Here is a 17,204-nt window from a genome sequence, read left to right as displayed (position 1 = left end):
TGCGTATAATGCGTTCCCTGAAACGTCATGAGCAGAGATCACCAAGGAAACTTCCATGTGCGCGACCGTGCCCCAAACGGAGACCCGCTCGGTTGCTGCCGGCACGCCGCTGGCGCGTTACCGGGCCGACCTCGAGCGCGATGACTTTCACTACGACCCGGCTCAGGAGCAGGCGGTCGAACATCTGCAGCGGCTTTACGACCAATTGGTGGCTTCGCCCAGGACCGAGCCGCTCTCGGTGACCACCGGTCGCGGGCTGAAGTCCAAGGTGGCCGGCCTGTTCGGCAAGCGCGACAAGGCGCCTGCCCAGCCGGCGCCACCGGCCATCCAGGGCCTCTACTTCTGGGGTGGGGTCGGGCGCGGCAAGACCTATCTCGTCGATACCTTTCATGCCTCCCTGCCGTTTCCCGACAAGATGCGCACCCACTTTCACCGCTTCATGCAGCGGGTGCACAACGAGCTCGAGCACTACAAGGGAGAAAAGAACCCGCTCACCCTGATCGCCGGCAAGTTCGCCGCGGAAGCCAGGGTGATCTGCTTCGATGAGTTCTTCGTCAAGGACATCACCGACGCCATGATCCTGGCCAATCTGCTCGAGGCGCTGTTCGAGCGTGGCGTGGTGCTGGTGGCGACGTCCAACATCGTGCCCGACGATCTGTACAAGGATGGGTTGCAGCGAGCGCGCTTCCTGCCGGCCATCGACCTGGTCAAGCGTCATTGTCAGGTGGTCAACGTCGATTCTGGTATCGATTACCGGCTGCGCGCTCTGGAGCGCGCCGAAATTTTTCATGCGCCCCTGGATGAGGCGGCAGAGCGTGAGCTCGCTCGCAGCTTTCGTGAGATTGCCGGGCATGCCGGTGAGAGCGACGTGCCCATCGAGATAAATCATCGTGTGCTGCGGACACGCCGGCTGCATGACGATGTGGTCTGGTTCGAGTTCCGTGAGCTGTGCGATGGGCCGCGCAGCCAGAACGACTACATCGAACTGGCTCGCGAATTTCATACCGTGCTGGTTTCCAACGTGACGCGCATGGGCGCGGCCACCGACGATCAGGCGCGTCGCTTCATCAACATGGTGGACGAGTTCTACGATCGTGGGGTCAAGCTGCTGATGTCGGCCGAGGTGCCCGCCGAGGCGCTGTACGCCGATGGGCGCCTGGAATTCGAGTTCCAGCGCACCCTGTCGCGCCTGCAGGAGATGCAGTCCCACGAATACCTGGCCCTGGCGCACAAGCCGTGAGCTCCATGGTGGTGATAGTGCTTTAAACCGGGGGCGCAGATCATGTAGAATACGCGCTCCTCGACCGTTGTCGTTTCCTGGTGAGGCGACAACCAAGAAAAATAGGGATGATCCTGACTGCACTCCGTTGCGCTGGGTCCAATACACTTGTTTGATTTTGTGGTGATTTCTCCATGAAAACGTTCACTGCTAAGCCGCAGTCCGTGCAGCGCGACTGGTACGTCGTCGACGCGGCGGACAAGACGCTCGGCCGTCTGGCTACCGAAATCGCTCGTCGCCTGCGCGGCAAGCACAAGCCCGAGTTCACCCCTCACGTGGATACCGGTGACTACATCGTCGTCGTCAATGCCGAGAAGGTGAAGGTCACCGGCAACAAGGCCAAGGCCAAGACTTACTACCGTCACACCGGTTATCCGGGTGGCCTGCGCTCCATGAACTTCGAGAAGATGATTGCGCACGCTCCCGAGCGCGTGATCGAGTCTGCCGTCAAGGGCATGCTGCCGAAGGGCCCGTTGGGGCGAGCCATGTACACCAAGCTCAAGGTCTACGCCGGCGCCGAGCACCCGCACGCCGCCCAGCAGCCGCAAGAACTGAACATCTGAGGGGATCATCACCATGGCACAGCAGTATTACGGTACCGGGCGCCGCAAGACTTCCACAGCCCGTGTTTTCCTCAAGCCGGGCACCGGCAAGATTACCGTCAACGATCGTGAGCTGGATCAGTACTTCGGCCGCGTTACCGGTCGCATGGTGGTGCGTCAGCCCCTCGAGCTGACCGAGACCACCGGCCAGTTCGACGTCCTCGTCACCGTCAAGGGTGGCGGAGGTTCCGCTCAGGCGGGCGCCATTCGTCACGGCATCACTCGTGCTCTGATGGAGTACAACGAGGACTTCCGCCCGGCACTGCGTGCCGCCGGTTACGTCACTCGTGACGCACGTCAGGTCGAGCGTAAGAAGGTCGGCCTGCGCAAGGCGCGCCGTCGTCCGCAGTTCTCCAAGCGCTGATTTTCACTCAGTCGCTGGCGAAAAACCCGGGCAAATGCCCGGGTTTTTTTATTTTTTAATTCAAGAGATTGCAAAAAGAATTCCACCTTGGTCAGGGCCGCTTCGTCTTGTGCGAAGCGGCCCGATTCCTTAATATGTATCGGATTTTTAGTATCCGTGGTAGCGGAATTCAATCCGTGCGGTATCAACGGGTAAGCTGATGGGAGAAACCAGAAGATGGCAGACAACGGCGTGAACAAAGGGCGGCGCCGACTGCTCCTGGGGGCCACCACCGTCGTAGGGGCGGTGGGTGCCGTGGGAGTGGCGGTTCCCTTTGTGGCATCCTGGCAGCCGAGTGCCAGGGCAAGGGCGGCCGGTGCGCCGGTTCAAGCGGACATTTCCAAGCTCGAGCCTGGGCAGCGCATGACCGTGGAGTGGCGTGGACGTCCGGTGTGGATCGTCATGCGCACCCCCGACATGATCGAGCGCACCGAGAATTTCGATCCTGCACGCCTGGCCGATCCCGATTCTCAAGTGCAGCAGCAGCCTGCCTACGTCACGGGACCGCTGCGCTCCATCAGGCCCGAGATTTCCGTGCTGATCGGTATCTGTACCCACCTGGGCTGCTCACCGCTGTTCCGCCCCAATCCGGACGATGTCGACATGACGGCCTGGCCGGGCGGCTACTTCTGCCCCTGCCACGGCTCCTACTTCGACCTCGCGGGTCGGGTATTCCGCAACGTGCCGGCGCCGGCCAATCTCGAGGTGCCGCCGTACCGCTTTGAATCCGACGACATCATCATCGTCGGCGAAGACGAGGAGGCTGCGTGATGGGTAATCCGAATCGGGTCAAGGCGGAAAGCGGCTTCATGCGCTGGGTGGATGATCGCTTTCCCGCCACGCAAATGTGGCAGGACCACCTGAGCCAATATTACGCGCCCAGGAATTTCAATTTCTGGTACTTCTTCGGTTCACTGGCCCTGCTGGTGCTGGTCAACCAGATCCTCACCGGCGTGTGGCTCACCATGAGTTACAACCCCTCCGGTGAAGGGGCCTTCGCTTCCGTCGAGTACATCATGCGCGACGTGGAGTACGGCTGGCTGATCCGCTACATGCACTCCACCGGGGCTTCAGCCTTCTTCGTGGTGATCTACCTGCACATGTTCCGCGCCCTGCTGTACGGGTCCTACAAGGCGCCACGTGAGCTGGTGTGGATCTTCGGCATGGCCATCTACCTGCTGCTGATGGCGGAAGCCTTCATGGGCTATCTGCTGCCCTGGGGGCAGATGTCCTACTGGGGCGCCCAGGTCATCATCTCGCTGTTTGCCACCATCCCCTTCGTCGGTCCCGATCTGGCCCAGTGGATTCGTGGCGACTATCTGATCTCCGGTATCACGCTCAACCGCTTCTTCGCCCTGCACGTGGTGGCGCTGCCCATCGTGATTCTGGCACTGGTGGTTCTGCACCTGATCGCCCTGCACGAAGTGGGTTCCAACAACCCCGACGGCATCGACATCAAGGCCAAGAAGGACGAGAGCGGCAAGCCGCTGGACGGCATTCCGTTCCACCCGTACTACACCGTCAAGGACGTGTTCGGTGTGGCCGTGTTCTTGTTCGTTTTCGCCGCGGTAATCTTCTACTTCCCCGAAGGCGGCGGCTACTTCCTCGAGCGGCCGAACTTCGAGCCGGCCAACCCGATGGTGACACCGGATCATATCGCGCCGGTGTGGTACTTCACGCCCTTCTACGCGATCCTGCGAGCCATCACCTTCAATATTGGGCCGCTGCAGGCCGAGTTCCTTGGTGTGGTCTTCATGGGTGGCGCCATCGCCGTGCTGTTCGTGCTGCCCTGGCTCGACCGTAGTCCGGTCAACTCAATGCGCTACAAGGGGTGGCTGTCACGCATCGCGCTGGCCCTGTTTGCCATCAGCTTCGTGGTACTGGGCGTCCTCGGCGCGCTGCCGGCCACTCCGCTGCGCACCATGGTGGCGCAGCTGTGCACGGTGATCTACTTCGCCTTCTTCCTGCTGATGCCGTTCTACACCAGGATGGAGAAGACCAAACCCGTTCCGGAGAGGGTGACTGGCTAATGAAAAAGCAACTGTTCGCACTGCTCTTCGCGCTGGTGCCCTTCGCCGCGATGGCGGCACCGATGCCCGATGTGCCGTACTCGATGACGCCGGATCTGCGCAACGAGGCGTCGCTGCAGCGGGGCATGCAGCTCTACGTCAACTACTGCATGGGCTGTCACTCGCTGGAGCATCAGCGCTTCGCGCGTGCTGCCGAGGACTTCGGCATGCCGCAGGACTTGGTTGAGGAGAACCTGATCTTCTCCGCCGATCTGGCCTACAACGACCAGATGCATACGGCCATGACCCGTGGCGACGGCGACAGCTGGTTCGGTGCGGCAGCGCCGGATCTGACGCTGCACGGCCGTCTGCGTGGTGCCGACTGGATCTACTCCTACCTGCTGACCTTCTATCGTGACCCCAGCCGTCCCAATGGGGTCAACAACGAGGTCTTTGACATGGTGGCAATGCCCAACGTGCTCGAGCCGCTGCAGGGCGTTCAGGAGAAGGTCTGTGCCGAGACCGATCGCCCTGTCGAGGGAGCCGAGCTCGATCCGCTGACCGGCAAGTACCAGTCCTGCGACGTACTCCAGGTGACTCGCCCCGGCAGCATGGAGCCGGACGAGTTCAGAGAGGCGGTCTACGACCTGACCAACTTCCTGGCCTACGTGGGCGAGCCCTCCAAGCTGCAGGCTCAGGTGCTGGGGCCGAAGGTGCTGATCTTCATCTTCATCTTCGGTGTGCTGGCGTACCTGCTCAAGCGTGAGTACTGGCGCGACATTCACTGATTCGATTGAATCGGCAGGTTGTGCCGCAGGGGGCGTATGGCCAACGGGTCATGCGCCCCCTGTGTGTTCTTCTGGGTCCGGATCGCATGGCACACCCCCCCCGAGCTCGGGGTGTCGTGCTATCATGCGTGTTCGAATTGATGCGAGGATTGTTACATGGGTGTAGTGGCCAAGCGGTCATCGATGATCTTCTATTCGGGAAGCGATGATCACTTCAGTCATCGCGTGCGCATTGTGCTCGCCGAGAAGGGCGTGGCGGTCGATATTCTCGAGGTCAGCGGCGATCAGCGCCCCGAGGAGCTCGCCGACATGAACCCCTACAATAGCGTGCCGACCCTGGTCGATCGCGATCTGGTGCTCTACGAATCCAAGGTCATGATGGAATACCTTGACGAGCGCTTTCCCCATCCGCCGTTACTGCCGGTCTATCCCGTCGCGCGGGCGCAAAGCCGTCTCTGGATGCATCGCATCGAGCGTGAATGGTGCCCGCTCGTCGAGCAGATCGAGAGCGGCGCCAAGAAGGACGTGGAAAAGGCGCGCAAGGAGCTGCGTGAAAGCCTGGTCGGCATTTCGCCGATCTTCGAGGACATGCCGTTCTTCATGAGCGAGGAGTTCTCGCTGGTGGATTGCTGTATTGCACCGATCCTCTGGCGTCTCCCCGTACTCGGTATCGAGCTGCCGGAAAAGCAGGTGAAGCCGCTCGTGTCCTACATGGAACGCCTGTTCGAGCGTGACTCCTTCGTATCGTCATTGAGCGAGAACGAGCGCGAAATGCGTACCTGAACCAGGCGTCGGCCTGGCCGACGCCGCCACAATGGAGGAGGGCAGAACTCATGTTGTCGAGCCGTCCCTATCTTGCCAGAGGTCTCTATGAGTGGCTTCTGGACAATGAGCAAACGCCTTACATCGTGGTGGATGCCGAGCAGCCTGGCGTCAGCGTGCCTCGTCAGTTCGTGCAGAACGGTCAGATCGTGTTGAACGTCGGGCCGACCGCCGTGCGTGACCTGCACATCGAGAACGATGCCATCTACTTTGGTGCCCGCTTCGGTGGGCAGCCGATGCAGGTGGTGGTGCCGATGCCGGCGCTGGTGGCGATCTATGCCAAGGAGAACGGTGTGGGGATGGTCTTCGGTCACGAGCCAGCCATGCCGATGCCGCAGGCGGAGGAGCCAGCCAGCGATGCCAAGGCCGAACTCAGCAGTATCGACAGCCCCGAAAGGCAGGGCGAAGGCTCCGCCTCGGAGCCTGCTCGTTCGGGCAAGTCGACTTCTCGCAAGCGTCCCTCGCTGCGTGTGATCAAGTAATCGCGCGGTGTGCGTTACATCGTTGATGTGACGCGAACAGTTGGAAAGTAGAACGGCAGGCCACTGGCCTGCCGTTCTGCGTTCCGCTGCGAGGTCGTTTCGCTGCGAGTTGCGTGCGGAATCAGTCGAGGTAGTCGAAGACCTTGACGATGCGCTGGATGCCGCCGACATCGGCAACGGCGTTGACGATACGGTCCGCTTCGGCTCTTCTGACGATGCCCATGATGTACACGGTGGCATTCTCGGTTACGAAGCGCAGTCGACTGGTGTCGATGTTCTGGTCGGAGGCCAGGGTGGTGCGGATGCGCGTATTGATCCAGGTGTCGGAAAGACGCTGGCTTGCCGGCAGGTTGGCCGACACCGACAGCTCGTTGTGCACGTCGCGCACGTTGCGGACTTCGAGTGCCACTTCGCTGGCTCGCTGCTTCAGCTCCTCGCTGGGCACCTGGCCGGTGAGAAGTACGATGCCGTTGTAGCTGTCGACGTTGATACGCGCATCGCCCAGCCGGGCATCGGTGCGGCGCAGGTTATGCGCGATCTTGGTCTCGATGCTCTCATCTTCCACCTGGGCGCCCAGGGTGCGCTTGCCGTAGTTCTCGTCGATGGTACCTGGATTGGCTACGCCGGTGACAGTGGTGCAGCCGGCGAGGGCAATGGCCAGTACGGTCAGAAGAGAGGCGATCAGTCTTGTCGAAGTCATGGGCGTTACTCGCTGGTACCGAAGAGTTGTTCGTCGATGAGGTCGCACAGGCAGTGTATCACCAAGAGATGAACTTCCTGGATGCGTGCCGTTGAAGTGGCAGGAACGCGTATTTCACAGTCGTCCTGCCCCAGCAGTGAGGCCATGTCGCCGCCGTCGCGACCGGTCAGGGCGACGACTGCCATGTCGCGGTCGTGAGCGGCCTGGATGGCCTGGATGACGTTGCCCGAGTTGCCGCTGGTCGAGATGGCGAGCAGGATGTCGCCGGGCTGTCCCAAGGCTCTCACTTGCTTGGAAAAGACCTCGCTATAGCTGTAGTCATTGGCGATGGAGGTCAGCGTCGAGGTGTCGGTGGTCAAGGCCAGAGCCGGCAGGCTGGGCCGCTCGCGCTCGAAGCGGTTGAGCAGCTCGGAGGAGAAGTGCTGGCTGTCGCCGGCGCTGCCGCCGTTGCCGCAGGCCAGAATCTTGCCCTCGTTGACCAGGCATTGAACCATCATCTGGCTGGCTACCTCGATGAAAGGAGGCAGCACCTCGCTGGCATAGGTCTTGGTATCGATGCTGGCGTTGAAGTGGCCGAGTATGCGTTGCTGATAGTCCATTCTGTCAAAGTCCTGGTCGCGGGACATGGTACGAGCTGGTGGTCAGAACGCTTCGAAAGCGCCCTGCACCCATTCGAAATCAAGCAAGGGCGGGGTGCCGGTCACTGCCAGCACGTCGAAACGGCAGGGACATGATAGCCGGTTGCGGGCCAGATAAAAACGCGCAGCATGGACCAGCCGGCGCTGCTTGGCCCGAGTGACGGTCTCGAGAGGGTGGCCGTGGCGTGTGTCGGCACGGTGACGCACCTCGACGAAGACCAGCGTCTCGCCGTCACTCATCACCAGGTCGAGCTCACCGCCCTTGAACTGCTGGTTGCTGGCGATGAGCTTGAGCCCTCTGCCCGATAGCCATTCGGCACCCAGGCGCTCGACACGAGCGCCGCGGGCGCGGGCGTCAGTTGAGCTGGCCATTGTCGGGCAGGTCACCGTCGAGCAGGTCGAAGGTCAGGATTGGGCGCGGTACACCACGCTCGAAGCGTGCCCATGGCAGTCGGCGCTCGATGCGACCGTCGCGCCCCGGAAGCAGCAGGCCGGTAGCGCCAAACAGCTCGCTCTCGGGCAGCATTTGGAACTGGGGCAGGCGGCGCGCCAGCTCATAGGCATCGACGCCCATTGCCATCAGACGGAAGGTGGCGGGGTCGGAGTCTTCGCGCAGATCCTGGAAGCTGGCCAGGTAGGGCAGGGCCTCGATGCCGCCGACTGCCGCATCGGGGATCTGCCAGGGGATGTCGATGAAGAAGACGTCATCGAGGTCGTGGTCGAGCAGCGGCTGCGGGCGTCCCTCGTACAGGTGCGAGGTGGCGTAGATCGACAGGTTGGCAGCATCGAAATAGTCCAGGTTCGGTGGCACCTGGCGGGCGTAGCTGGGCAAGGCCAGCAGGAACAGCATGTCCGGACGACCGCCGGCGAGCACCCGTCGCGTGCTTTCGGTGGCGGAGCCGCGGGGGTCGTAAGTGACGGCGTTGGTGATGATGCCGTCGAGCCGGCTCCACTCCTGTTGGAAGGCGCGACCGACCCGTGTGCCCCACTCGTTGTCGGGTACCATCATGGCAGCGCGACGGTGGCCGTCCTCGCGGGCGCGACGGGCTACCTGGCGCGCTTCGTCCTCTGCCGACAATCCGTACTGGAACAGGCCTTGTGCCTGGTTCATGTCGCCGTGGCCGTAGTTGAGCGCCAGTGTCGGCAGCGGTACGCGGTCGCGATTCTCGAGCTCGGTGACTTCATCCTTGTCGAGGGGGCCGATGACCACCTGGGCCCCCAGGTCGCGCGCTTCGGCATAGAGGGCGTCGAGGTTGCCGTGACTGGCGTCGATGAACGAGAGGCGCAGGCCGCCGTTGCGCTCGGCGCTGTTCATGTGGTGCATGCGTATGCCGGCGCGGATCGATTCTGCGACGCTGCTCAGCGGGCCCGATTCGGGAAGGAAGACGGCGATGTGGCGGACTTCCCTGCCGCGCAGCTCACGCAGGGCGAGCAGTTCCGAGGGCACGTCTCGGGCTGCCGGGTGCCGGGCGTTGCGCTCACGCCAGGTATCCAGGTTTGCCAGCAGGCGCTCGATGTCCCCGTCGCTTTCCCGTACCAGGCTGGCAAGACTCAGCCAGCCCTGGGTCAGCTCGTCGGCACCTTCGCGCAGGCTGGCCAGTTCGCTGGCGTCGAGCCGGGAGAGTGAGTTCCAGATGGGATCGGTGAGTGCTTCGCTCTCCGTGCGTGCCTGAACGTACATCAGCATGTCGGCGGCGGCGCGATGTTCGCCGACCTGGCCAAGCGCCAGCCCCAGGCGCTCGCGCAGGATCAAGCCGGCATCCCGGGGGAAATCCATCTCGTCGAGCAATTGGCCGGCCTGGATCACTGCCCAGGGCTCGTCGAGTTCGTTGCCGAGCTCCGACAGCAGCATGGCCCACTGCACACGGTAGTCGGCAGGAAGCAGGCCATCGTCGATTTCACTCGAGATTTGCAGTGCCTGTGTGCGCTGCCCCTGGCGTGCTAGGATATCGGCCGCCTGGAGCCGGCTCAGCGCGGCCTCTTCGGGTGCCTGCTCCTGCGCCTGCCGCAGGAGTTGCTCGGGGTCATCGACGGGGGCTCGCTCGACGATACCGGGAGGCGCGCAGCCAGCCACCAGCAGGGCGAGGAGCACGGTGGCCAGCAGGCCGCGGGGCATCTTTAACATGAATCCATCCTTGTCTCGGGCTCGGAGCGGCGTTCATCTGCCTCGGGTGTCGACCCTTCATCTCGCACGGGCTGAGGCCGAACAATCCCCCTGAGGAGTCGCCATGTCAGATATACATCTTGGTACATTGTACGTGGTCGCCACGCCGATTGGGAATCTGGAGGACCTGAGCCCCAGGGCGGCTAGGGTGCTGGGCGAGGTAGCGCTGGTCGCCGCCGAGGACACCCGTCACACGTCGCGGCTGTTGCGTCACCTGGGGTTGTCGGTATCCATGCTCTCGCTGCACGAGCACAACGAGGCGGCCCGAGTCGAGCAGATCGACCAGCGCCTCCTGGGCGGCGAAAGCATCGCCCTGGTCAGCGACGCGGGAACGCCGCTGATCAGCGATCCGGGCTTCGTGCTGGTGCGCGAGCTACGGGCGCGGGGGCGTCGCATCGTGCCGGTTCCCGGTGCCTGTGCGCTGGTAGCGGCGTTGTGTGCGTCCGGCTTGCCCACCGATCGCTTCCTGTTCCAGGGATTTCTCTCTCCCAAGAGCGGGGCTCGCCGACAGCGCCTGAAGGATCTGGCCTCGCGCGAGGAGACGCTGGTTTTCTACGAGTCGCCGCACCGGATTCGCGATACGCTGAGCGACATTGCTGCCGAGCTCGGTGCGCGCCGGCTGGTTCTGGCGCGGGAGCTGACGAAATCCTTCGAGACCTTTCTCGAAGGCGATGCCGAGGCGCTGCTGGCCCGCATGGAGGCCGACCCGGATCAGACGCGGGGCGAGTTCGTGATCATGGTGGCGGGGGCCGAGCCCAAGGAGAGCGCCGATGCGACAAGCGTTGAGGCGCAGACTCTGCTTGCAGCGCTGCTGGACGAGGGCGTGGGGGTGAAGCAGGCCGCGGCCGTGGCGGCAAGGCTGCTGGGCGGGGCGAAGAAAACCTGGTATGGCCAGGCCCAGACGCTGAAGGAAGCCCGTTGATGCGGGGCGGAAAGACATTGAGAGGCCACCGGCACGCTGGTATTCTTGCGCTCGGAGTCGGCCAGACGGTCGCCGCCGCATCGGCCTTGGTCGCTGCGGGGGAGGAAAGTCCGGGCTCCACAGGGCAGGGTGCCAGGTAACGCCTGGGCGGCGCGAGCCGACGGAAAGTGCAGCAGAGAGCAGACCGCCTACGTCTCCTTCGGGAGGCCGGCAAGGGTGAAAGGGTGCGGTAAGAGCGCACCGCACGCCTGGTAACAGTGCGTGGCATGGTAAACCCCACCCGGAGCAAGACCAAATAGGAACCCTATGGCGTGGCCCGCGTCGGGTTCGGGTAGGTTGCTGGAGGGTCGCGGTGACGCGACTCCTAGATGAATGACTGTCCACGACAGAACCCGGCTTATCGGCCGACTCCCCCGATTCACCGCTAACGCATCCGGACTGCCGGATGCGTTCCTATGAGTCCGAGACATCAGGAAAGCGCATGCCGCCATCCGCAGCTGAACCGAGCCGTCATGGCTTTCGTCATGCCAGCGTGCTACTGGATGGGGCCGTGGATGCTCTCGTGCACGATCCCCAGGGTGTCTATCTGGATGGCACCTTCGGGCGCGGCGGCCACTCCCGCGCCATTCTCGAACGCTTGAGTCCACAGGGCCGCCTGCTGGCCATCGACCGCGACCCCCAGGCCATCGCCGAGGCGCGGACGCTGACGGATTCGCGCTTCACCATCGAGCAGGGCGAGTTCGCCAATCTGGCCGAGATCGCTCGTCAGCATGCCCTCTTCGGCAAGCTGGACGGCGTGCTGCTGGACGTTGGCGTCTCCTCGCCGCAGTTGGACGACCCCGAACGGGGCTTCAGCTTCCTGCGTGACGGCCCCCTCGACATGCGCATGGATCCGACCCGGGGCGAGAGTGCCGCCGACTGGCTGGCGCGGTCCAGCGAAGCCGAGATCGCTCAGGTGTTCAAGAGCTACGGCGAGGAGCGGTTTGCCAAACGTCTGGCCCGGGCCGTTGTGACGCGCCGTATGGAAAAGCCCTTTCTACGCACCGGCGACCTGGCCGAGGTGCTCAAGACGGCCCACCCCGCCTGGGAGAAAGGCAAGCATCCTGCCACGCGGGCCTTTCAGGCGCTGCGTATTCACATCAACGCCGAGCTCGAACAGCTTGATGCCGCGCTGGCTGCGGCGCTGGAAGCGCTGGCCCCCGGCGGCCATCTGGTGGTGATCAGCTTCCATTCGCTGGAGGATCGCCGGGTCAAGCGTTTCATCCGTGAACACGTGCGTGGTGACAGCGACCTGCCGAGAGGCGTACCGGTTCGCGAGGACCAACTGCGCAGGCGGTTGGAGATGCTGGGCAAGGCCCAGCGCCCGTCGGCGGCTGAAATCGACGCCAATCCGCGCGCGCGCAGCGCTGTGATGCGCGCTGCGCGCAAGCTGGCCTGAGGAGTGGCATGATGCAAGGACGCCTGTCACCACGCATGCTGCGAGCCGCCTGGCCAGCGAACAGGCGCCCCAGTTGGCGGTTGCTGCTGGTCATCGGACTGGTGCTTGCGTGTCTGATTACCGCCATGGTGGTGGTCAATACCAGCCATCAGACACGCGCCCAGTATGCGCGCTTGCAGCAACTCGAGCGTGAGCGCGATCAGTTGCAGACCGAGTGGGGACAGCTATTGCTGGAAGAGAGTGCCTGGTCGTCGCCGGCGCGCATCGAGCGTCTGGCCGTCGAGCGGCTCGAGATGCGGCTCCCTCACGTCAACGAAGTCGAGGTCATCCGGCCATGAGTACGGATGTGCGCAATGGAGTGACACCGCGGCGGCGTCCCCCCATGGCTCCCATGGGCGGGCTGCGATACGGCGTCGTGCTGGGAGTGGTGTTCATTGGCCTGCTGCTGCTGGCCGGGCGTATCGTGACACTGCACGTCTTCGACCGGCCGTTCCTCCAGGGGCAGGGCGATGCGCGGATTCTGCGCACCGAGTCGCTCACCGCTCACCGCGGCATGATTACCGATCGCAACGGTGAGCCGTTGGCTATTTCCACCCCGGTTGTGACGCTGTGGGCCAACCCTCAGGAAGTTCCCGAGGACCGTATCCAGCGGCTGATGCTATCTCAGGCTCTGGGCGTCGAGCTGGACGATCTCGATGCCAGGCTGGAGCGCTTCGCGGCGCGGGAGTTCATGTATCTGCGGCGTCAGCTCACGCCGGTTGCCGCGCAGCGGGTACTGGATCTGCGCGTTCCTGGCGTTTATGCCCAGCACGAGTACAAGCGCTATTACCCGGCCGGCGAGGTGGTCGCCCAGTTGCTGGGCGTGACCAACGTGGACGACCTGGGCCAGGAGGGGGTGGAGCTAGCCTACCAGCCCTACCTGGCCGGAACCCCAGGGCAGCGCCGGGTGATCAAGGATCGTCGTGGCCGCCTGGTACGCGATCTGGCCGTTCTGCGAGAGGCTCAGCCCGGCGGTGAGCTGACCCTTGCCATCGATCAGCGCCTGCAGTACATGGCTTATCGCGAGCTCAAGGCCGCCGTGGCCGAGCACGATGCCGACGGTGGCGTGGTGGTGATGATGGATGCCCGCACCGGCGAAGTGCTGGCCATGGCCAATCAGCCCTCCTACAACCCCAACAACCGTGCCGGGCTGGACCCGCGCGGGCTGCGCAACCAGGCCATCGTCGACGTCTTCGAGCCCGGCTCGGTGGTGAAGCCTCTGGCTATGGCGGCCATCATGGAGAGCGGACGCTTCGACAGCGACATCGTGGTCGATACCTCGCCGGGCTGGATGCGCATCGACCGCTTCACCATTCGCGACATCCGCAACTACGGCAGATTGGACCTGGCGGGCATCCTGGAAAAGTCGTCGAACATCGGCATGTCGAGGCTGGTGCTGGAGCTGGACGATCCGCTGGTGCCCGATCTCTACCGTCGGCTGGGCTTCGGCCAGAGTACCGACACCGGCTTTCCCGGCGAGGCCGTAGGCCATATGCCGGCGCCCGTGCGCTGGTCGCGCAGCCAGTGGGCGGCGCTCTCCTACGGTTATGGTCTGTCGGTCTCCGCCCTGCAGCTGGCCAGCGCCTACACCGCCCTGGCCAACGGCGGAGTGCGCATGCCGCCTTCGCTGCTCAAGCTGAACGAGGCGCCGATGGGGGAGCCTGCCATCGATCCTCAGGTGGCCCACGAGCTGCTGCGCATCATGGAGCAGTCCGTGCAGCCGAACACCGGCGGGCGGCGTGCTGCCGTTCCGGGCTATCGGGTGGCGGGCAAGACCGGTACGGTACGCAAGACCTCGGTGACGGGCTATGAAGAGAACGCCTACCGCAGCCTGTTTGCCGGCGTTGCCCCGGTGTCCGACCCGCGTATCGTCACCATCGTCATGATCGATCATCCCCGGGCTGGGGATTTCTTCGGCGGTGCCGTGGCGGCACCGGTCTTCTCGCGTGTCACGGGCAGCGCGTTGCGCCTGCTCGACGTGCCGCCGGATCAACGAACACAATGACCGCTGCCTTTCCCACGACCGAGGTGCGTCGATGCAGGTGAGTGCTTCCCGTCTACAGTCGGCTCTGCGCCGCTGCTGGCCCAATCTGACGATGCCGGAGTCGACCGGCGACGCTGCGCTGCGTCTGGTGCTCGACAGCCGCCTGGTGGTGCCGGGCGACGTCTTCGTGGCTGTGCCCGGTGTAAGCGGGGACGGCCGCAGATATCTGGCCCAGGCGCTGCAGGCCGGGGCCGTGCAGGTGCTCTACCATCTCGAGCCGGGCGAATCGCTGCCCGCTACTGCCGCGGGCCAGCCGGTGCTGGGTCTGCCGTTTCTGCGCCAGCGCCTGGGTGAGCTGGGTCAGTCGCTGTACGACGTGCCGGAGACGCTGGAACTGATCGGCGTTACCGGAACCAATGGCAAGAGCTCCGTGACCCACTACCTGGCCGAACTGAGTGCGGCCCTCGGCCATGATGCCGGCGTCGTCGGTACGCTGGGTGTCGGGCGTCCCGGGGAGCTCACGGATACCGGGCTGACGACGCCGGGGCCGCTGATGCTGCAGGCGGCTCTCGGTGAGATGGCTGCAAGTGGTATCGGGCGGGTGGCCATGGAGGTGTCTTCCCATGCGCTGGAGCAGGACCGCCTGGACGGCTGCCGGGTCACGGCCGCGGTGTTCACCAATCTCACTCGCGACCACCTGGATTATCACGGCAGCATGGCAGCCTATGCCGCGGCCAAGGCACGCCTGTTCCGCCGCTCCGAGCTGGAGTTGGCGGTGGTCAATGCCGACGACTCCTTGGCCAGGCTGATGTTGGCCGGACTCCCCGACGGGGTGCGCGTGCTGGCCGTCGGCGACGATTCGGCGGCGACATTGCGCGTCGTCGACTGGCGCCCCGGTACATCCGGCCAGTTGGCGCTGATCGCGACCCCGGAGGGGGAGCATAGTCTCGAGCTGCCGCTGATGGGGCGGTTCAATCTCGACAACGTGCTGCTTGCGATTGCCACGCTCTACGGCCTCGGCGAAAGCCTGGAGGCGCTGTTTGCAGCAGCCTCCGGGCTGACCCCCGTACCCGGGCGCATGCAGCGCTTCGGCAGCGCCGGCATGCCGACCGTGATCGTCGACTACGCCCATACCCCCGGAGCGCTGGAGAATGCATTGGGTGCGCTGCGCCAGCATCTGCCCGGCAACGGTAAATTGTGGTGTCTGTTCGGCTGCGGCGGCGATCGCGACAGCGGCAAGCGCCCGCTGATGGCAGCGGCGGCGGAGCGCTATGCCGACCGACTGGTGATCACCGACGACAATCCCCGCAGCGAAGACCCCGCCGAGATACGCCAGCAGATACTTGCCGGCGTATCGGCCGAGGCCAGGCAGCGCAGCGAGGTCGTGGCAGGGCGCAGCGCAGCCATTGCCCGCACCATCGCTCAGGCTGAGGTCAACGATGTGGTGCTGATCGCGGGCAAGGGTCACGAAGGCTATCAGGAGATCGCCGGCGTGCGTCATCCCTTCAGCGATGTTGCCGAGAGCGAGTCGGCGCTGGCCAGGCGCGAGGCGGGGCAATGAGCGGATCGGGTCTGCACACGCTTGCCGAGGTGGCCGCCGCGCTGGGCGTGGATGCGCCTGCGCGCGACGTGGCACTCGGCGATATCGTCAGCGATACGCGCAGTCTGTCGCCGGGCAGCCTCTTCGTGGCGCTGCGCGGCGAGCGCTTCGATGCCCACGATTTCATTGCCCAGGCCCGCGTGGCCGGTGCGGCGGCGGCCCTGGTCGAGCGGCCCGTCGAGGACCCGCTGCCTCAAATGGTGGTGCCAGACACGCGCCTGGCGCTCGGTCTGCTCGGGCGTGCCCGACGCCGGGCCTGGGGCGGTCCGCTGGTGGCGGTAACGGGTAACAGCGGCAAGACCAGCGTCAAGGAGCTGCTGGCTCAGCTGCTTGGTCGGGCCGGCATGACCCTGGCCACGCGGGGCAATCTCAACAACGATATCGGCGCACCGCTGACCCTGCTGGGTTTGACCGACGCGCATCGTCGGGCGGTGGTAGAGCTGGGTGCCAACCACCTTGGCGAGATCGCCTGGACCACCAGCCTCGCCGAGCCGCAGGTGGCCATCATCACCAACGTCACCGGAGCGCATGTCGGCGAGTTCGGCGGCATGGGCCAGATCGCTCAGGCCAAGGGCGAGATACTGGCCGGGCTTGGTGCCGATGGCGTGGCGGTGCTCAACCGTGACGATGTCTATTTCCCGTTCTGGGCGCAATTGGCCGCCCCACGGCAAGTACTGGATTTCGGATTCGCCGAAGACAGCCGGGTGCGGGCCGACGAGCTGGCCTGCGACGCCCTGGGGCGCTATGCTTTCACGCTTGTCATGGATGGCCGCAGGATTGGCCGGGTGCAGCTTGCCCTGTTGGGGCGGCATAGCGTCGCCAACGCGCTGGCGGCGGCGGCGGGAGCGCTGGCGCTGGGTGTCGACGACGAGCAGGTGCTGGCAGGGCTGGCGGCTTGCATACCGATGCCGGGACGCCTGAGTCCGCTAAGCGGCATACGGCAGAGCCGCCTGCTGGACGACAGCTATAACGCCAACCCGGGAGCGGTCAAGGCGGCGCTGGCGCTGCTGACCGAGCTGCCCGGCCCCAGATGGTGCCTACTTGGCGCCATGGGAGAACTGGGGAAGGATTCGGACCGGCTGCATGCAGAGGTCGGCCACTACGCACGGAAACTGGGGATCGACGTGCTGATGACCTGCGGCGAGCTGGCTCAGGCCGCAAGCCAGGCTTTCGGCGACGGCGGAATTCATTTCAACGACCACGAGGCGCTGACGCGTCATGTCCTGGACCATCTGCCCACCGGTGCCAGCGTTCTGATCAAGGGATCGCGCAGCGCTGGCATGGAACGGGTCGTGGCGGCGCTACGAGCTGACGCATCAAGGTGAACGCAACAC

Annotated in this window: 18 protein-coding genes and 1 other RNA gene; 15 read left to right on the top strand and 4 right to left on the bottom strand. The window is 64.4% G+C overall.

All coding sequences use genetic code 11. The features are described 5' to 3' along the window. Positions 1–55: 55 nt before the first annotated feature. The 8 genes from zapE (at position 56) to HOP53_RS07040 (ending at position 6,385) form a co-directional block, all read left to right on the top strand. Positions 56–1,240 carry a cell division protein ZapE gene (zapE, locus tag HOP53_RS07075; protein ID WP_234269344.1) on the top strand — a complete coding sequence of 395 codons (1,185 nt, stop codon included), beginning with the start codon at positions 56–58 and terminating at the stop codon, positions 1,238–1,240. A 173-nt stretch (positions 1,241–1,413) separates the two neighbouring features. Next, positions 1,414–1,842, top strand: a complete 429-nt coding sequence (rplM, locus tag HOP53_RS07070) for a 50S ribosomal protein L13 (protein WP_103968167.1) — start codon at positions 1,414–1,416, stop codon at positions 1,840–1,842. A 13-nt stretch (positions 1,843–1,855) separates the two neighbouring features. Beyond that, on the top strand, positions 1,856–2,245 hold the full coding sequence (gene rpsI, locus HOP53_RS07065) for a 30S ribosomal protein S9 (protein WP_234269343.1): 390 nt from the start codon (positions 1,856–1,858) through the stop codon (positions 2,243–2,245). Between the two features lie 216 nt (positions 2,246–2,461). After that, positions 2,462–3,055, top strand: coding sequence for a ubiquinol-cytochrome c reductase iron-sulfur subunit (gene petA, locus HOP53_RS07060; protein WP_234240943.1), 594 nt, complete (start codon positions 2,462–2,464; stop codon positions 3,053–3,055). Further along, positions 3,055–4,314: a cytochrome b gene (locus HOP53_RS07055; RefSeq protein ID WP_234269342.1), complete on the top strand. Its 1,260-nt coding sequence runs from the start codon at positions 3,055–3,057 to the stop codon at positions 4,312–4,314. Before petA ends, HOP53_RS07055 begins: the two co-directional genes overlap by 1 nt. Next, positions 4,314–5,081 (top strand): cytochrome c1, encoded by a 768-nt coding sequence (locus HOP53_RS07050; protein WP_234269341.1) that lies wholly within the window; start codon positions 4,314–4,316, stop codon positions 5,079–5,081. Before HOP53_RS07055 ends, HOP53_RS07050 begins: the two co-directional genes overlap by 1 nt. Before the next feature lie 156 nt (positions 5,082–5,237). Next, a complete protein-coding gene (gene sspA, locus HOP53_RS07045) occupies positions 5,238–5,864 on the top strand; it encodes a stringent starvation protein SspA (protein WP_234269340.1) in 627 nt (208 codons plus the stop codon). A 50-nt stretch (positions 5,865–5,914) separates the two neighbouring features. Then, positions 5,915–6,385: a ClpXP protease specificity-enhancing factor gene (locus tag HOP53_RS07040; protein WP_234269339.1), complete on the top strand. Its 471-nt coding sequence runs from the start codon at positions 5,915–5,917 to the stop codon at positions 6,383–6,385. 121 nt (positions 6,386–6,506) lie between these two features. Here the strand turns inward: HOP53_RS07040 and HOP53_RS07035 are convergent, their stop codons facing one another. Genes HOP53_RS07035 through HOP53_RS07020 form a run of 4 tightly spaced genes read right to left on the bottom strand, consistent with a single transcriptional unit; the run spans position 6,507 to position 9,848 of the window. Further along, a complete protein-coding gene (locus tag HOP53_RS07035; protein ID WP_234269338.1) occupies positions 6,507–7,085 on the bottom strand; it encodes a BON domain-containing protein in 579 nt (192 codons plus the stop codon). Between the two features lie 5 nt (positions 7,086–7,090). Further along, on the bottom strand, positions 7,091–7,684 hold the full coding sequence (locus HOP53_RS07030; RefSeq protein WP_010629154.1) for a phosphoheptose isomerase: 594 nt from the start codon (positions 7,682–7,684) through the stop codon (positions 7,091–7,093). Between the two features lie 42 nt (positions 7,685–7,726). Continuing rightward, entirely contained in the window at positions 7,727–8,095 is a 369-nt protein-coding gene (locus HOP53_RS07025) for a YraN family protein (RefSeq protein ID WP_234269337.1), read from the bottom strand. Beyond that, complete coding sequence (locus HOP53_RS07020) at positions 8,079–9,848, bottom strand: penicillin-binding protein activator (protein ID WP_234269336.1); 1,770 nt, start codon at positions 9,846–9,848, stop codon at positions 8,079–8,081. The genes HOP53_RS07025 and HOP53_RS07020 overlap by 17 nt, the downstream gene beginning before the upstream one ends. 103 nt (positions 9,849–9,951) lie before the next feature. On the opposite strand from HOP53_RS07020, the gene rsmI reads away from it, so the two are divergent. The 7 genes from rsmI to HOP53_RS06985 all read left to right on the top strand — a co-directional run bounded on the left by rsmI (position 9,952) and on the right by HOP53_RS06985 (position 17,195). Beyond that, complete coding sequence (gene rsmI / locus HOP53_RS07015; RefSeq protein WP_234269335.1) at positions 9,952–10,809, top strand: 16S rRNA (cytidine(1402)-2'-O)-methyltransferase; 858 nt, start codon at positions 9,952–9,954, stop codon at positions 10,807–10,809. Between the two features lie 53 nt (positions 10,810–10,862). Then, positions 10,863–11,225, top strand: an RNA gene (gene rnpB, locus HOP53_RS07010) — RNase P RNA component class A. A 65-nt stretch (positions 11,226–11,290) separates the two neighbouring features. Continuing rightward, positions 11,291–12,247: a 16S rRNA (cytosine(1402)-N(4))-methyltransferase RsmH gene (gene rsmH, locus HOP53_RS07005; RefSeq protein ID WP_234269334.1), complete on the top strand. Its 957-nt coding sequence runs from the start codon at positions 11,291–11,293 to the stop codon at positions 12,245–12,247. An 11-nt stretch (positions 12,248–12,258) separates the two neighbouring features. Beyond that, positions 12,259–12,585, top strand: coding sequence for a cell division protein FtsL (gene ftsL / locus HOP53_RS07000; RefSeq protein WP_234269333.1), 327 nt, complete (start codon positions 12,259–12,261; stop codon positions 12,583–12,585). Beyond that, positions 12,582–14,291, top strand: a complete 1,710-nt coding sequence (locus HOP53_RS06995; protein ID WP_234269332.1) for a peptidoglycan D,D-transpeptidase FtsI family protein — start codon at positions 12,582–12,584, stop codon at positions 14,289–14,291. The genes ftsL and HOP53_RS06995 overlap by 4 nt, the downstream gene beginning before the upstream one ends. Before the next feature lie 31 nt (positions 14,292–14,322). Next, positions 14,323–15,831, top strand: coding sequence for a UDP-N-acetylmuramoyl-L-alanyl-D-glutamate--2,6-diaminopimelate ligase (locus HOP53_RS06990; protein WP_234269331.1), 1,509 nt, complete (start codon positions 14,323–14,325; stop codon positions 15,829–15,831). Then, on the top strand, positions 15,828–17,195 hold the full coding sequence (locus HOP53_RS06985) for a UDP-N-acetylmuramoyl-tripeptide--D-alanyl-D-alanine ligase (RefSeq protein WP_234269330.1): 1,368 nt from the start codon (positions 15,828–15,830) through the stop codon (positions 17,193–17,195). The genes HOP53_RS06990 and HOP53_RS06985 overlap by 4 nt, the downstream gene beginning before the upstream one ends. Positions 17,196–17,204 lie beyond the last annotated feature (9 nt).

This window comes from Billgrantia ethanolica (assembly GCF_021404305.1).
Taxonomy (GTDB): Bacteria; Pseudomonadota; Gammaproteobacteria; order Pseudomonadales; family Halomonadaceae; genus Halomonas; species Halomonas ethanolica.
The sequence above is the reverse complement of the archived record's forward strand: the minus strand, read 5'-3'. Positions and strand labels throughout refer to the sequence as shown.

Coding starts and splice junctions, on each gene's coding strand:
- ftsL (WP_234269333.1), top strand. CDS start 12,259: ATGCAAGGACGCCTGTCACCACGCATGCTGCGAGCCGCCTGGCCAGCG.
- rplM (WP_103968167.1), top strand. CDS start 1,414: ATGAAAACGTTCACTGCTAAGCCGCAGTCCGTGCAGCGCGACTGGTAC.
- HOP53_RS06990 (WP_234269331.1), top strand. CDS start 14,323: ATGCAGGTGAGTGCTTCCCGTCTACAGTCGGCTCTGCGCCGCTGCTGG.
- HOP53_RS07055 (WP_234269342.1), top strand. CDS start 3,055: ATGGGTAATCCGAATCGGGTCAAGGCGGAAAGCGGCTTCATGCGCTGG.
- HOP53_RS07020 (WP_234269336.1), bottom strand. CDS start 9,848: ATGTTAAAGATGCCCCGCGGCCTGCTGGCCACCGTGCTCCTCGCCCTG.
- HOP53_RS07030 (WP_010629154.1), bottom strand. CDS start 7,684: ATGGACTATCAGCAACGCATACTCGGCCACTTCAACGCCAGCATCGAT.
- HOP53_RS06995 (WP_234269332.1), top strand. CDS start 12,582: ATGAGTACGGATGTGCGCAATGGAGTGACACCGCGGCGGCGTCCCCCC.
- HOP53_RS07040 (WP_234269339.1), top strand. CDS start 5,915: ATGTTGTCGAGCCGTCCCTATCTTGCCAGAGGTCTCTATGAGTGGCTT.
- zapE (WP_234269344.1), top strand. CDS start 56: ATGTGCGCGACCGTGCCCCAAACGGAGACCCGCTCGGTTGCTGCCGGC.
- HOP53_RS07035 (WP_234269338.1), bottom strand. CDS start 7,085: ATGACTTCGACAAGACTGATCGCCTCTCTTCTGACCGTACTGGCCATT.
- petA (WP_234240943.1), top strand. CDS start 2,462: ATGGCAGACAACGGCGTGAACAAAGGGCGGCGCCGACTGCTCCTGGGG.
- sspA (WP_234269340.1), top strand. CDS start 5,238: ATGGGTGTAGTGGCCAAGCGGTCATCGATGATCTTCTATTCGGGAAGC.
- HOP53_RS07025 (WP_234269337.1), bottom strand. CDS start 8,095: ATGGCCAGCTCAACTGACGCCCGCGCCCGCGGCGCTCGTGTCGAGCGC.
- HOP53_RS06985 (WP_234269330.1), top strand. CDS start 15,828: ATGAGCGGATCGGGTCTGCACACGCTTGCCGAGGTGGCCGCCGCGCTG.
- rsmH (WP_234269334.1), top strand. CDS start 11,291: ATGCCGCCATCCGCAGCTGAACCGAGCCGTCATGGCTTTCGTCATGCC.
- rpsI (WP_234269343.1), top strand. CDS start 1,856: ATGGCACAGCAGTATTACGGTACCGGGCGCCGCAAGACTTCCACAGCC.
- HOP53_RS07050 (WP_234269341.1), top strand. CDS start 4,314: ATGAAAAAGCAACTGTTCGCACTGCTCTTCGCGCTGGTGCCCTTCGCC.
- rsmI (WP_234269335.1), top strand. CDS start 9,952: ATGTCAGATATACATCTTGGTACATTGTACGTGGTCGCCACGCCGATT.